A 14,737-nucleotide genomic window follows, 5' to 3' on the forward strand; every position below is an offset into this window, starting at 1 on the left:
GCGGGCGGCGGGCCGATCCAGGCCAGGCCCGCGTCCAGCACGGCCCGCGCGAAGTCGGCGTTCTCGGAGAGGAATCCGTACCCGGGGTGGACGGCGTCGGCCCCGGCGGCGAGCGCGGCCCGGACGAGCAGGTCGGCGCGGAGGTAGGTGTCGGCGGGCGCGGCGCCGGGCAGCCGGACGGCGGCGTCGGCCTCGCGCACGTGCGGGGCGCCGGCGTCCGGGTCGGAGTGGACGGCGGTGGTCGCGATGCCGAGTTCCCGGCAGGTCCGGAAGACCCGGCGGGCGATCTCGCCCCGGTTGGCGACCAGCAGGTTGGTGATCATCGTCTGGGGTCCCTCACATCCGGAAGACGCCGTAGCCACGCGCGCCCTCGACCGGGGCGTTGTGGATCGCGGACAGGCAGAGGCCGAGCACCGTACGGGTGTCACGCGGGTCGATGACGCCGTCGTCGTAGAGCCGGCCGGACAGGAACACCGGCAGGGACTCGGCCTCGATCTGCTGCTCGACCATCGCCCGGATCGCCGCGTCCGCGTCCTCGTCGTACGGCCGGCCCTTCGCCGCGGCCGACTGCCGGGCGACGATCGACAGCACCCCGGCGAGCTGCTGCGGGCCCATCACGGCGGACTTGGCGCTCGGCCAGGAGAAGAGGAAGCGCGGTTCGTACGCCCGGCCGCACATGCCGTAGTGGCCGGCCCCGTAGGAGGCGCCCATCAGCACGGACAGGTGCGGGACGGTGGAGTTGGCCACGGCGTTGATCATCATCGCGCCGTGCTTGATGATGCCGCCCTGCTCGTAGTCCTTGCCGACCATGTAGCCGGTGGTGTTGTGCAGGAACAGCAGCGGGGTGTTCCGCCGGTTCGCCAGCTGGATGAACTGGGCGGCCTTCTGGGACTCCTGGCTGAACAGCACGCCCTGGGCGTTGGCCAGGACGCCGACCGGGTAGCCGTGCAGGCGCGCCCAGCCGGTGGCCAGGCTGGTGCCGTAGAGCGGCTTGAACTCGTCGAAGTCGGAGCCGTCGACGATCCGGGCGATCACCTCGCGCGGGTCGAAGGGCACCTTGAGGTCGCCCGGGACGATGCCCAGCAGCTCCTCCTCGTCGTACCTGGGCGGCTCGGCGCCCCGGTCCGGGCCGGGGCCGGGCTTGCGGTGGTCGAGCCGGGCGACGATCCGGCGGGCGATCCGCAGCGCGTCCGCCTCGTCCGCCGCGACGTGGTCGGCCAGCCCGGAGACCCGGGCGTGCATCTCGGCGCCGCCGAGCGACTCGTCGTCGGCCTCCTCGCCGGTGGCCATCCGCACCAGCGGCGGGCCGCCGAGGAAGACCTTGGCGCGCTCCTTGACCAGCACGGTGTGGTCGGACATGCCGGGCACGTAGGCGCCGCCGGCCGTCGAGTTGCCGAACACCACGGCCACGGTGGGGATTCCGGCGGCGGAGAGCCGGGTGAGGTCGCGGAACAGGGCGCCGCCGGGGATGAAGATCTCCTTCTGGCTGGGCAGGTCGGCGCCGCCGGACTCGACCAGGTTGACCAGCGGGAGGCGGTTCTCCAGCGCGATCTCGTTGGCCCGCAGGGCCTTGCGGAGGGTCCAGGGGTTGCTGGCGCCGCCGCGCACCGTCGGGTCGTTGGCGGTGATCACGCACTCGACGCCCTCGACCACCCCGATGCCGGTGACCAGGGCCGCGCCCACCGGGTAGTCGCTCCCCCAGGCGGCCAGCGGGGACAGCTCCAGGAACGGGGAGTCCGGGTCGACCAGCAGCTCGATCCGCTCGCGGGCCAGCAGCTTGCCGCGCCCGCGATGGCGCTCCACGTACCGGGGGCCGCCGCCCGCCAGCGCCTTGGCGTGCTCGGCGTCGAGCTCGGCGAGCTTGGCGACCATCGCGGCGCGGTGCCCGGCGTACTCGGGCCCGGCCGGGTCGACGCGGGTGGGCAGGACGGTCACAGCAGGACCTCCGGGATGTCGAGGCGGCGGGCGCGCAGCCACTCCCCGAGGGCCTTGGCCTGCGGGTCGAAGCGGTGCCGGGCGGCGACGCCCTCGCCGAGCAGGCCGGTGAGGGTGAAGTTGACCGCCCGCAGGTTCGGCAGCAGGCACCGGGTGACGGGCAACTCCTCGGTCTCGGGCAGGAGTTCGCGCAGCTTCTCCACGGTGAGGACGTGCGCCAGCCAGCGCCAGCCGTCCTCCGAGCGGGCCCAGACGCCGAGGTTGGCGTCCCCGCCCTTGTCGCCGCTGCGGGCGCCGGCCACCAGGCCGAGCGGGGCCCGCCGGGCCGGGCCCTCGGGGAGCGGTTCGGGCAACTCGGCTTCGGGCCGGTCGGGTTGGGCCGCGTGGCCGGTGACGGGCGCCGGCGGAACGGCGATCCGGCGGCCGTCCGGCAGGACGGCGGTGTGCTCGACGGCCTTCGGGTCGACGGACACGGCGCTGAACACCCCGTACGGCGTGCCCGGTCCGGGCGGGGCTGTGAGGTGGAAGCCCGGGTACCCGGACAGCCCCGATTCGACCGCGGCCTTGCCTAGTTGGCGCCCGACCTTGGCCGGGTCCTGGTCCCGGGCGGTCAGCCGCAGCAGCGCGGAGGCGGTCTCCTCGGTGGCGGCGTCCGGGTGGTCGGTGCGGACGAGGGTCCAGCGCAGCTCGGCGGGACGGGCGGCGGGCGGCAGCGCGTCGGCGAACTGCCGCCGCACCAGGGCGGCCTTGGCCTCGATGTCCAGGCCGGTGAGGACGTACACCACCTCGTTGAGGTGGCCGCCGAGCCGGTTGAGGCCCGCCTTCAGGGTGGGCGGCGGGGCCTCGCCGCGCACGCCGTCGATCCGGACCCGGTCCGGCCCCTCCTCGGTGAGCCGCACGGTGTCCAGCCGGGCCGTGACGTCCGGGCCGAGGTAGCGCGGTCCGCCGGTCTCGTACAGGAGTTGGGCGGTGACGGTGCCGGTGGTGACGGCGCCGCCGGTGCCCGGGTGCTTGGTGATCACGCTGGAGCCGTCGGCGCGCAGTTCGGCCAGCGGGAAGCCGGGGCGGGTCACGTCGTGCTCGTGGAAGAAGGCGTAGTTGCCGCCGGTCGCCTGGGCGCCGCACTCCAGGACGTGCCCGGCCACCACGGCGCCGGCCAGGGCGTCCAGGTCCTCCGGGGTCCAGCCGAAGCGGGCGATCCCGGGGCCGGCGACCAGCGCCGCGTCCGTCACCCGGCCGGTCACCACCACGTCGGCGCCGCCGCTCAGGCAGGCGGCGATGCCGAACCCGCCGAGGTAGGCGTTGGCGGCCAACAGGCCTTCCGGCAGGCCGAGTTCGGCCCGGCGCGGGAGCAGGTCGTCGCCCTCGACGTGGGCGACGGCCGCCTCGACGCCGAGCCGCCGGGCCAGCCCGCGCAGCTCCTCGGCGAGCCGGGCCGGGTTGAGGCCGCCCGCGTTGACCACGATCCTCACGTCGCGCTCGCGGGCCAGGCCGAGGCACTCCTCCATCTGGCGCAGGAAGGTCCGGGCGTAGCCCAGCGACGGGTCCTTCAGCCGGTCCCGGGCGAGGATCAGCATGGTCAGCTCGGCCAGGTAGTCCCCGGTGAGCACGTCCAGCGGCCCGCCGGTGAGCATCTCCCGCACCGCGGCGAAGCGGTCCCCGTAGAACCCCGAGGCGTTGCCGATCCGCAGTACCGCGCCGTCGCGCACCAATGCGCCTCCCCTGCCGGTGAGTTGGGCGCACCCTTCGAGAGGCGCCACCGCCAGCAGCGTGGCACCGCCCGCAGAAAAAAGCAATCACGCTTGCTTGTTTTCTGCGATCCGGTGTACCCCGCCCACGCCGCGCCCCGGTGTCCGTCCCGCGCCGGGTGCGCCCGCGGCGGCGGCGCGGGCGCGGGCGCCGGCACCGGGGCGCGTCAGGCGGGCTGGACGGTGATCGTGCAGAGGCGCTTGGTGGCCCTGGTCAGGGCCACGTACAGGTCCCGCTCCCCGCCCGGGCGGGCGGCGGTGATCTCCTCCGGGTCCACGACGAGGACCCCGTCGAACTCCAGGCCGCGCGCCTCGGAGGCCGGCACGACGCGCGCGTGGTGGGCGACGCCCCGGGCCGTCAGCTCGCCCACCCTGGTGTCCGCGCAGACCACTCCCAGCAGCTCGCCCGGGTGCGCGGCGCTCTGGGCCTGGAGTTCCCGGAGGACGGCGGCGGCCAACCCGTCCGGGGGCGTGGTCACGGTGCGGGGGCTCTCACCGCCGCGCAGCGACCGGGTGGGCTTCTGCTCCGGGGCGATCCGCGCGAGCAGGCCCCGGACGCTCTCCAGGATCTCCTGCGTGGTGCGGTAGCTGACGGTCAGGTCGTGCAGCCTGAACCGCGGTCCGACGTGGGGGGCCAGCGCCTCCTTCCAGTCGCGCGCCGTCGCGACCGGGCCCGCCTGGGCGAAGTCGCCGACCAGCGTCATCGCCCGCGCCGGGCAGCGGCGGACGATCATCCGCCACTGCATGGCGGTCAGTTCCTGCGCCTCGTCGACGACGACGTGCCCGTACGTCCGCTCCGGGGGGCCGTCGACCAGGCTCGCCGCCTCGTCCAGCAGCGGCACGTCGGCGTCGGTCCACGGGGCGTCCGGACCGCGCAGCAGCAGGGACCGCTCCGGCGCGGTCAGGCGGGGCAGCTGCTCGGCGAGGGCGTCGGCGTCCGTCAGCAGCGCCCGCACCAGGTCGCCGGGTGCCAGCCGCGGCCACAGCGCCTCGACCGCCCGGTCGAGGCCGGCGTCGGCGAGGAGATCGGCCCGGAGGGCGTCCAGGTCCAGCTCGTGCGCCGGACCCGTGTCGGCCGCGCCCTCGCCGCGGTGCCGGCCGGCCCCCGTGAACCGGTCGAGGTCCAGGCCCGTCATCGCGACGGTGTCCGCGTCGATCTGCTCCAGGACGTCGCCCATGTCCCGTTGCATCGCGTCGGTGACGGCGTCGACCAGGAGTTCCTTGAACACCTGGCGCGCGGGGTTGTGCCCCGGTACGGCCGCCGCGGCGGCGTCGCGTGCCGTGGCGACCTCCTCGTCGGACAGGTGGACCGGCTCCCGTCCGACCCGCACGGTGAAGTCGCCGGCGGGGGCCTGGTAGGCGCGCAGCAGGCCGGCCAGGGCGTCGGCGAGCTCGGCGCCGCCCTTGAGCCGCGCCGTGTCGAACCGGTCCGCTGCGGCCGGCGACACTCCGGCCAGTTCCCGGCAGGTCGCCAGGACGACGTCGTTCTCGCCGAGCGAGGGCAGGACCTGGGAGATGTAGTCGAGGAACCGGGCGTTCGGGCCCACCACCAGGACGCCCTCCTCGGCGGCGCGCGGGAACGCGTACAGGACGTAGGCCGCCCGGTGCAGGGCGACCACCGTCTTTCCGGTGCCGGGCCCGCCCTGCACCACGGTCACCCCGCGGTGGGCGGAGCGGACCACCTCGTCCTGCTCGGCCTGCAGCGTGGCGACGGCCGCCTCCATCCGGCCCGTGCGCCGGGCCGACAGCGCCTCGGTCAGCGGGCCGTCCCCCACGACGTCCTCCTCGGTCGGGGCGCTGCCGTCCAGCAGTTCGTCGCTCACCGAGACGACCGTGCGCTCCTCCAGGCGCAGGTGCCGGCGCCGCCGCAGGCCCATCGGGTGGACCGGTGTCGCCTCGTAGAACGGCCGCGCCGCGTTCGCACGCCAGTCCACCAGCAGGGGCAGGTCGTCCTCCTCCCGGTGCAGTCCGATCCGCCCGATGCGCAGGGCCGTGCCGTCCGCCCAGTCGATCCGCCCGAATACCAGGCCCTTTTCGGCGCCCGCCAGCCGACCGATTTCCCTGGCCAGCCGATCGGCGGCGATTTCCCTCTCGTACGCCTCACCCGCGCTTTCCGCCGGGGCCTTCAGCAGACCCGCCCGGTGCATTCGCGCCTCGGAAAGCCGCTCGGTGAGGAATTCATACAGGGAGGACACATAATCCCGTTCCGACGCAACCGCGCGCACAACGGGATCATTCGTATTCGACATGGGGGACTCCTTCGATTCGAGCCACACCATACGGTCAAAGCCCCTCGAAGGTAAGTCTTGACTTACCTGGTGAAGCCATGGCCTTACCGCCGATTCCAGGACGGCCGACCGTACGGCGCATTACGCATTCCGCCGTTCCGCATATCGCCGATTTGCGTTCCCGATGCCCGTATGCCTTATGGGCGGGCCCGCCCCAGGCGCCGGTGATGTCGTGCCGTGCTCGGGAAAAGGGGAAAGACCCGGCGCGGCGACCGGCGCCGAACGCCACGGACGGGCCGCGGCCCCGTTGACGGCCGCGCCGTACCCCTCTACAACGGAGCACAGGCCCCGGAGACGGTGGACCGTGCCCCGGCGCGGCCCGCCCGGGGCACCCCGAGAGATCCTGAGGAGCAACACCATGGCTCCAGATCCAGACGTCAGCCGCTGCCCGGTGCTGGACATGCCCGCCCGGGACCCGCACCGGCAGAACGCCGAGCTCCGCTCCGCCGGACCCGCCGTGCGGGTCGAACTCCCCGGCGGCATCATCGCCTGGTCCGTCACCCGCAGCTCGGTGATCCGCGCCCTCACCGGCGATCCGCGGATCTCCCGCGACCCGCGCAGGCACTGGCCCGGCCTGGCCTCGGTGCCCGAGGGCTGGCCGATGGGGCCGATCGCGTTCCAGCAGAACTTCTTCAACCTCTACGGCGGCGAACACCGCTCGGCCCGGCGCCGGATGGCGCCCTCGTTCGCGCCCCGCCGGGTGTCCGCGCTGCGGCCCGGCATCGAGAAGACCACCGCCACCCTGGTCGGCGCGTTCCGTACGCTCGGCCCCGGCGAGGCCGTGGACCTCCGCCACGCCCTCTCGCGTCCGCTGACCATGACGGTGATCTGCGACCTCTTCGGCGTCCCCGCCGACATGCGGCCGCCCATCGGCACGGCGATGGACACCCTGCTGACGACGACGGCCACGAACGAGCAGATGACGCGCTCCCGCGCGGAGATCAACGTGGTGCTGACCGAGCTGCTGGCGCTCAAGCGGCGCGACCCCGGCCCGGACCTCGCCAGCGACGTGGCGGCCGTCGACACCGGCGACGGGACCGGCCGCAGCGAGGAGGAGTCCCGCGACATCCTCTTCCTGATGCTCGGCGCCGGGTACGAGACCGCGGTCAACCTCATCACCAGCGCCGTCCAGGCCCTCCTCGCCCACCCCCGCCACCTGGCCGGGGTCCGCGCGGGCACCCTCGGCTGGGAAGCCGTCGTCGAGGAGACCCTGCGCTACGAGAGCCCGGCGATGCACCTCCCGCTCCGCTACCCGCTGGAGGACGTCGACCTGGGCGAGGGCGTGGTCATCCGGCGGGGCGAGCCGATCCTGCTCGGCTTCGGCGCGGCCGGCCGGGACCCGGAGGTCCACCCGGAGCGGCCGGACGACTTCGACCCGACGCGCCCCGACAAGGAGCACCTGGCCTTCGGCTACGGCCCGCACTTCTGCCTCGGCGCGCCCCTCGCCCGACTGGAGACCGAGGTGGCCCTGGAGGGCCTGTTCGGCGCCTACCCCGACAGCGCCCTGGACCCGTCCCGTCCGACGCCGCCCCGGCTGGAGTCCGCCATCATCAACGGCCCCGCCGAGCTCTGGGTCGTCCCGACGCCCGCCCTGGCCGCCGGGGTGTGACGGCCCGCCCCGGTGCCACCCGGGGGCGAGCAGCCCGGCCCGGCGGCCGCTGCGGCACGTCCGCGCCGGGCTGCCCCCTTGTTGCCGGTAGTCGTGCCCGTGACCTGCACACCGGCAAGTGTGCGGACCACAGGAGGTATGGGGGACAGGACCATTGACCCGGAGTCAGCGGCTCCGGAAGTATTCGCGACCATGACTACGCGCGTAAACGTTCTGTCGCGGTGGCTGGTCGCCCCGCTGCGGTGGGCGGCCCTGCTGTCGCTGCTGGTGTCGGTCGGAGTGTTCTTCGCCGGTGCCGGGGCGGCCGAGGCGGCGCCCGCCTGCGGGGTGCTCTCCACCGGTGCGGCGCCGCAGGCGACCGCCGCCGTCCGCTCCGCCTGCGGGCTGATCGGCACCCCGTACTCGTGGGGCGGCGGCCACGGCTCGCAGCCCGGCCCGACGTACGGCCTCTGCGACCCCGCCAACGGCGCCCCCAACGACTGCAACGTCCGCGGCCTGGACTGCTCCGGCATGGTCCGCTACGCCTACGACCTGGCGGTCGGCGACGACGTCATCAACGGCACCACCCGGACCCAGTGGCCGACCTCCCGCGCCGTCGCCCGCTACTACCGGGCGGACGGGACCGCACCGCTGCTCCCCGGCGACCTGGTGTACTTCGGCAACACCGCCTCCACCATCCACCACGTCGCGATGTACCTCGGGCAGGGCTGGATAGTCGAGGCCCCCTACTCCGGCGGCTACGTCCAGGTGGCGACGCTCTCCTCGCACGGCGACTACTACGGCGCCATCCGGCTGTACGGCCCCGGCTCCACCACCCCGCCGCCGACCACGCCCCCGTCGAACAGCGGCCAGTACTGGGTGGAGACCCTCGCCAACGCGCCGGTGTACGGCTCCCCGACCTCCACCACCAGCACCGGGACGCTGTACCAGGGCACGAACTACGTCTACTGCAAGGCCTGGGGCCGCGAGGTCTCCAACGGCAGCGCCTTCAACCACTGGTGGCTGAAGACCGACCCGGACTCCGGCCCCGGCGGCCAGTGGGTGTCCGCGTTCTACCTGTCCCGCTGGGGCAACGACACCGCCAAGGACAACAACGGCACGACCATCCCCACCTGCCCCGGCGGCGGCACCCCGCCCGCCACCGGCAAGTACTGGGTGGACACCTTCGCGAGCGCGCGCGTCTACTCCTCGCCGACCTCCACCAACGCCACCGGGACGCTGAACCAGGGGACGAACTACGTCTACTGCAAGGCCTGGGGCCGTGAGGTCTCCAACGGCGGCAGCGTCAACCACTGGTGGCGGAAGACCGACGCCGACGGGGGCCCCGCCGGCCAGTGGGTGTCCGCGTTCTACCTCTCCCGCTGGGGCAACGACACCGCCAAGGACAACAACGGCACGACCATCCCCGACTGCTAGGAACCGTGCTCCGCCCCATGCCGGCCGTCTCCCCCGAGGCGGCCGGCACGGTCGTTCCTCCCCGAGGAGCGCCCCGAGGAGCGCCGCGGGGAGGGACGGGAAGCGATCAGGATTCGAGAAGCGCGCGCCCGGGGTGCGCGCCTAGCGTTGCAGTCATGAGCGACCTCACCATTCACTGGACCTTCCTCCCGCACACCGACCCCGAGGCCTCCCTCGCCTTCTACCGCGACCTGCTCGGCTTCGAGGTGCGCAGCGACGTCGGCGGCGGCCCGATGCGCTGGATCACCGTCGGCCCGGCCGGCCAGCCGGACGTCTCCCTGGTGCTGGAGCCGGCCTCCGCCGACCCGGGCCGCACCGAGGAGGAGCAGCGGACCATCACCGAGATGATGGCCAAGGGCACCTACGCCCGGGTCGTCCTGGGCACCCGCGACCTGGACGGCGTCTTCGACCGGCTGAAGTCCGGCGGCGCCGAGCTGGTCCAGGAGCCGACCACCCAGCCGTACGGCGTCCGCGACTGCGCGTTCCGCGACCCGGCGGGCACCATGGTCCGCTTCAACGAGCTCAGCTGAGCCGGGCTGGGCCGGGACAAGCCCGGCCCGGCCCGAGGGCGCCGGGGCCCGTCCCTCCCCGCCGTCGGCCGCACCCGAAAGCCGTTCGATCCCGGCCGGATCGATGGTTGGATCGAAGGGTTCGAGCACACCGACGGCGGCCGCGGGGCGGGCCCGCCGGCCCCTCCCCCGGGAGAGACCCCGAGAGACCCCGAGAGACCGCCGAGAGCCAGGGAGCGAAGAGAACGATGCCCAAGCGGACGGACGCGCAGCCGCACGTCGCCGACAGCCACGACCTGATCCGCGTGCACGGCGCGCGCGAGAACAACCTCAAGGACGTCAGCATCGACATCCCCAAGCGCCGGCTGACGGTGTTCACCGGGGTGTCCGGCTCGGGCAAGAGCTCGCTGGTCTTCGACACCGTCGCCGCCGAGTCCCAGCGGCTGATCAACGAGACCTACAGCGCCTTCGTCCAGGGCTTCATGCCCACCCTGGCCCGGCCCGAGGTGGACGTCCTCGAGGGCCTGACCACCGCGATCATCGTCGACCAGCAGCGGATGGGCGCCGACCCGCGCTCCACCGTCGGCACCGCCACCGACGCCAACGCGATGCTGCGCATCCTGTTCAGCCGCCTCGGCACCCCGCACATCGGCTCCCCCAAGGCCTTCTCCTTCAACGTCCCGTCGATCAGCGGCGCCGGCGCCGTCACCGTCGAGCGCGGCGGCAGGACGGTCAAGGAGCGGCGCAGCTTCAGCATCACCGGCGGCATGTGCCCGCGCTGCGAGGGCCGCGGCAGCGTCTCGGACATCGACCTCAGCCAGCTGTACGACGACAGCAAGTCGATCTCCGAGGGCGCGTTCACCATCCCCGGCTGGAAGACCGACAGCTGGTGGACGGTCGGCGTCTACGCCAACTCGGGGTTCCTCGACCCGGACAAGCCGATCCGCAAGTTCACCAAGAAGGAGATGCAGGACTTCCTGTACCGGGAGCCGACCAAGGTCAAGGTCAACGGCGTCAACCTCACCTACGAGGGCCTGATCCCCAAGATCCAGAAGTCGATGCTCTCCAAGGACAAGGAGGCGCTGCAGCCGCACATCCGGGCCTTCGTGGAGCGGGCCGTGACCTTCACCGCCTGCCCCGACTGCGAGGGCACCCGGCTCAGCGCGGCGGCCCGGTCCTCGAAGATCGCCGGGATCAGCATCGCCGACGCCTGCGCGATGCAGATCAGCGACCTCGCCGACTGGGTCCGCGACCTCGACGAGCCCTCGGTGGCGCCGCTGCTCGGCACGCTCCGGCAGGCCCTCGACTCCTTCGTGGAGATCGGCCTCGGCTACCTCTCGCTGGACCGCCCCTCCGGCACGCTGTCCGGCGGCGAGGCCCAGCGGGTCAAGATGATCCGCCACCTCGGTTCCTCGCTCACCGACACCACGTACGTCTTCGACGAGCCCACCACCGGCCTGCACCCGCACGACATCGACCGGATGAACCGGCTGCTGCTGCGCCTGCGGGACAAGGGCAACACGGTGCTGGTGGTGGAGCACAAGCCGCAGACCATCGCGATCGCCGACCACGTGGTCGACCTCGGTCCGGGGGCCGGTGCGGCCGGCGGCACGGTCTGCTACGAGGGCGACGTGGCGGGGCTGCGCGCCGGCGGCACGGTGACCGGCCGCCACCTGTCCGACCGGACGGCGCTGCGCGAGGCCGTACGGAAGCCCACCGGCGCGCTGGAGATCCGCGGCGCGAGCACCCACAACCTGCGGGACGTGGACGTGGACGTCCCGCTCGGGGTGCTCACGGTGGTGACCGGGGTGGCGGGCTCCGGCAAGAGCTCGCTGATCCACGGCTCGATCCCGGTCGACGAGGGCGTGGTCTCGGTCGACCAGGGGGCGATCAAGGGCTCCCGGCGCAGCAACCCGGCCACCTACACCGGGCTGCTCGAACCCGTCCGCAAGGCCTTCGCCAAGGCCAACGGCGTGAAGCCGGCCCTGTTCAGCGCCAACTCCGAGGGCGCCTGCCCGACCTGCAACGGCGCCGGGGTGGTCTACACCGACCTGGCGATGATGGCCGGGGTGGCCACCACCTGCGAGGACTGCGAGGGCAAGCGCTACCAGCCGGCGGTGCTGGAGTACCACCTGGGCGGGCGGGACATCGCCGAAGTGCTGGCGATGTCGGTGACCGAGGCGGAGGAGTTCTTCGGCTCGGGCGAGGCGAAGCTCCCGGCCGCGCACCGGATCCTGGAGCGGCTGGCCGACGTCGGGCTCGGCTACCTGAGCCTCGGCCAGCCGCTGACCACGCTCTCCGGCGGCGAGCGGCAGCGGCTCAAGCTGGCCACCCACATGGCGGACAAGGGCGGCGTCTACGTGCTGGACGAGCCGACCACCGGCCTGCACCTGGCCGACGTCGAGCAGCTGCTGGGGCTGCTGGACCGGCTGGTCGAGTCCGGCAAGTCGGTCATCGTGATCGAGCACCACCCGGCGGTGATGGCGCACGCCGACTGGATCATCGACCTCGGGCCGGGTGCCGGCCACGACGGCGGGCGGGTGGTCTTCGAGGGCACCCCGGCCGAGCTGGTCGCCGCTCGCTCCACGCTGACCGGCGAGGCGCTGGCCCGGTACCTGGGCTGAGCCGTACCGACTCCGGGCCGCGCCTCCGCGGAGCCGGGGCCCTCCCGCCGGGCCGGTCAGTCCAGCGGGAGGGCCATCTCCAGGATCCGCGCCGAGGGGTCCAGCACGTACGGCGTGGACCCGCCGGTGTGGACGAACCCGCGCCGCAGGTAGAAGGCGGCGGCGCGGGGGTTGGCCTCGTGCACCCCGAGCAGCATCCGCCCGGCGCCGCGGACCCGCGCCCAGGCGAGCACCGCGTCCAGCAGGGCGTCGGCGACGCCGTGCCCGCGGCCGCGGTGCGCCGGGTCCACCCAGACGCCGATCAGGTCGAGCGCGCCGGGCTGCTCCCGGTTCGGGACGGACAGCATGGTGGCGACCCACTCCCCCGTGGCGTCCACCGCGACCAGGCCGAGCTTGTCGGGCTCGTTGACCCAGTTGCAGCGGGCCCGCCAGTTGCCCTCGCCCTGGTGGCTCGCGTACTCGTGGGTCTCGCCGAACGCCAGGGGCGTGTCGAGGAGTTGGGCCAGCCGTACCTTCCGCAGGCGCTGCCAGTCCTCGCGTCCGATCCGCTCGATCCGGTGGTCCATCGTCTCCCCGTCACACGGCGCTGCCTCCGCCGCCGGTGATCACCGGCGGCGGAGGCAGCGTAACCGGTGCCCGGACTACGGCTTGATGCGGACCACCTGCGGGTCGTGGTCGCTGGCCTGCTGGGCGAACTCGGCGTTGATGTGCACCACGTCGTACTTGGCGTAGCCGACCTCGGGGCTGACCAGGATGTGGTCCAGCACCTGCGAGTTGCCCTGGTAGACGTACGAGTACTGCTCGGTCTCCGGCAGCTCGTTCACCAGGTCGCGCAGCACGCCGTCCTTGGTGAGCGCGGCCAGCGCGGGCGAGAACTGGTAGTCGTTGAAGTCGCCGAGGGAGACGACCTTGGCCTCCTTGTCGGCGGCCAGCAGCTTGGCGACGAAGGACTGCTCGACGGTGGCCTGCTTGATCCGCTGCACCTCGGAGCTGCGGGTCGGCTGCTGGAAGCGGCTGTCGATGCCCTGGTCGCCGCCCTTGCTGTTGAAGTGGTTGGCGATGACGAAGACCTTCTTGCCGCGGAAGGAGAACTGGCCGACCAGCGGCTTGCGGCTGTTGGTCCAGGCCTCGTCGTTGGGCTCGATCCGGCCGGGCGAGGCGGTCAGCGCGGCGCCCGCGCCGGTGCCGGTCACGCCGACGGCGGTGGTGGCGCTGCCGCCGGGGATGTCGGTGAAGGACACCCGCTGCGGGTTGAACAGGAAGACCTGGCGGATGTTGCCGCCGGGCTCGCCGCCGTCCTTGCCGTCCTGCGGGTCGACCGAGCGCCAGTCGTAGGCCGGGCCGCCGGCCGCCTTGATCGCGGCGATGAACTTGGCGACGGTCTGGCTCGCGTCCACCGTGCCGTCGTTCTTGTTGCCGTTGTTGTCCTGGATCTCCTCCAGGGCGACGATGTCGGGCGAGCGCAGGTTGGTGACGACGCCCTGGGCCAGCTCGGCGAACTTGGCGTCCGGGTTGCCCGGGGCCAGGTTCTCCACGTTGTAGGTGGCGAGGGTGAGTTCGCGGTCGCCGGCCAGGGCGGTGACCTCGCGCTGGAGGTGGTTGTCCTTCAGGGTGCCCATGGTGCCGGCGACCAGGGTGTAGCCGCCGAAGTTGTTGTAGTCCAGCGGGCCGGTGGTGGCGCCGGTCAGCTCGTCGCCGACGTTGGCGACCGGGAACGGCCGCTGGTTCACCGGGGCCTGCTGCTGGATCATCAGCCGGCCGACGTTGGGCTCCTTGTACGACTCGTACAGCAGGCCGCCGCGCTTGCTGCGCTGGTCCTGCTTGTCGGCGGCGACCCACAGCTCGTTGTACTTGTCGGTCGCCTGCACCACCCGGACGTCCTTGACCTGGACGAGCATGCCCTCCAGCGACTCGTAGAAGTCGAGGGTGTACTTCTCCGGCTGGAGCGTGCCGCCGTCGATGGAGCCGTCCGGGCCGGCCGGCGGGGCGTAGGTGCCGGGGATGTTGCGGGTGTCCACGACCACCGGGGCGGGCAGCGGGTTGCCGACCGACAGGACGGTGATGCCGGGGGCGGTGATCTCGGTGATGGACTGCGAGCCGCCGCTGTAGTTCGGGTAGTACTCGGTGACCTTGCCGCTCACCAGCACCGAGTCGCCGACCTGCACGGTCGGGTTGCCGCCGGTGTAGACGAAGATGCCCTCGCTGGTGGCCGGGTCGGCGTCGGGGTTCGGGTCCTGGAGCCAGAAGCCCTTGACGCTGCCGTACGCGCGCACGCCGGTGACGATGCCGGGCACTCCGGTGACGGGCTTGCCGGCCTGCGGGGATATCCGGGTGCTGCCCTGGATGTCGTGGATCCGCAGCGGGCCGGCCTCGGTCGGGGCCGGGGTAGCGGGCGCGGCGGCGTTCGCCACCGGCAGCGGGACGAGCACCAGCGAGGCGGCCAGCGTGGCCGGGATCAGGGCGGCGCGCAGCAGGGTTCTGCGGGGGCGGGAGGCGGGGGCGGTGGTCACCGGGGCAGGGCTCCTAGCTCCGTCGTGCGGCACGGTCGTGGCACGGCGGTCCGGGCGGA

General features: G+C 73.3%; 10 protein-coding genes. 4 read left to right on the forward strand and 6 right to left on the reverse strand.

Translation table 11 applies throughout. The features are described from left to right. The 4 genes from AE652_RS07695 to AE652_RS07710 form a co-directional block, all read right to left on the reverse strand. Positions 1-323, reverse strand: a 323-nt coding sequence (locus AE652_RS07695; protein WP_049650430.1) for a biotin carboxylase N-terminal domain-containing protein, incomplete at its 3' end; no start/stop codon positions are given. A 13-nt stretch (positions 324-336) separates the two neighbouring features. After that, positions 337-1,935, reverse strand: a complete 1,599-nt coding sequence (locus tag AE652_RS07700; RefSeq protein ID WP_049650431.1) for an acyl-CoA carboxylase subunit beta — start codon at positions 1,933-1,935, stop codon at positions 337-339. Further along, positions 1,932-3,569, reverse strand: coding sequence for an acyclic terpene utilization AtuA family protein (locus tag AE652_RS07705; protein WP_234348281.1), 1,638 nt, complete (start codon positions 3,567-3,569; stop codon positions 1,932-1,934). The genes AE652_RS07700 and AE652_RS07705 overlap by 4 nt, the downstream gene beginning before the upstream one ends. 281 nt (positions 3,570-3,850) lie before the next feature. Then, positions 3,851-5,932: an AAA family ATPase gene (locus AE652_RS07710; RefSeq protein WP_199823054.1), complete on the reverse strand. Its 2,082-nt coding sequence runs from the start codon at positions 5,930-5,932 to the stop codon at positions 3,851-3,853. A 397-nt stretch (positions 5,933-6,329) separates the two neighbouring features. Here AE652_RS07710 and AE652_RS07715 point away from each other — a divergent pair, with 397 nt between their 5' ends. The 4 genes from AE652_RS07715 to AE652_RS07730 all read left to right on the forward strand — a co-directional run bounded on the left by AE652_RS07715 (position 6,330) and on the right by AE652_RS07730 (position 12,168). Next, positions 6,330-7,580: a cytochrome P450 gene (locus AE652_RS07715; RefSeq protein WP_049650433.1), complete on the forward strand. Its 1,251-nt coding sequence runs from the start codon at positions 6,330-6,332 to the stop codon at positions 7,578-7,580. 192 nt (positions 7,581-7,772) lie between these two features. Continuing rightward, entirely contained in the window at positions 7,773-8,996 is a 1,224-nt protein-coding gene (locus AE652_RS47295; protein ID WP_053112001.1) for a C40 family peptidase, read from the forward strand. Between the two features lie 155 nt (positions 8,997-9,151). Beyond that, positions 9,152-9,565, forward strand: coding sequence for a VOC family protein (locus tag AE652_RS07725; protein WP_049650434.1), 414 nt, complete (start codon positions 9,152-9,154; stop codon positions 9,563-9,565). A gap of 227 nt (positions 9,566-9,792) precedes the next feature. Next, positions 9,793-12,168, forward strand: coding sequence for an excinuclease ABC subunit UvrA (locus tag AE652_RS07730; RefSeq protein WP_049650435.1), 2,376 nt, complete (start codon positions 9,793-9,795; stop codon positions 12,166-12,168). A 56-nt stretch (positions 12,169-12,224) separates the two neighbouring features. On the opposite strand, the gene AE652_RS07735 is transcribed toward AE652_RS07730, so the two are convergent. Together AE652_RS07735 and AE652_RS07740 are read right to left on the reverse strand one after the other, a co-directional pair. Then, positions 12,225-12,734 (reverse strand): GNAT family N-acetyltransferase, encoded by a 510-nt coding sequence (locus tag AE652_RS07735; protein WP_049650436.1) that lies wholly within the window; start codon positions 12,732-12,734, stop codon positions 12,225-12,227. A gap of 75 nt (positions 12,735-12,809) precedes the next feature. Beyond that, positions 12,810-14,678: an endonuclease/exonuclease/phosphatase family protein gene (locus AE652_RS07740; RefSeq protein WP_082345453.1), complete on the reverse strand. Its 1,869-nt coding sequence runs from the start codon at positions 14,676-14,678 to the stop codon at positions 12,810-12,812. Positions 14,679-14,737 lie beyond the last annotated feature (59 nt).

It is taken from the genome of Kitasatospora sp. MY 5-36 (assembly GCF_001182915.1).
Lineage (GTDB): Bacteria > Actinomycetota > Actinomycetes > Streptomycetales > Streptomycetaceae > Kitasatospora.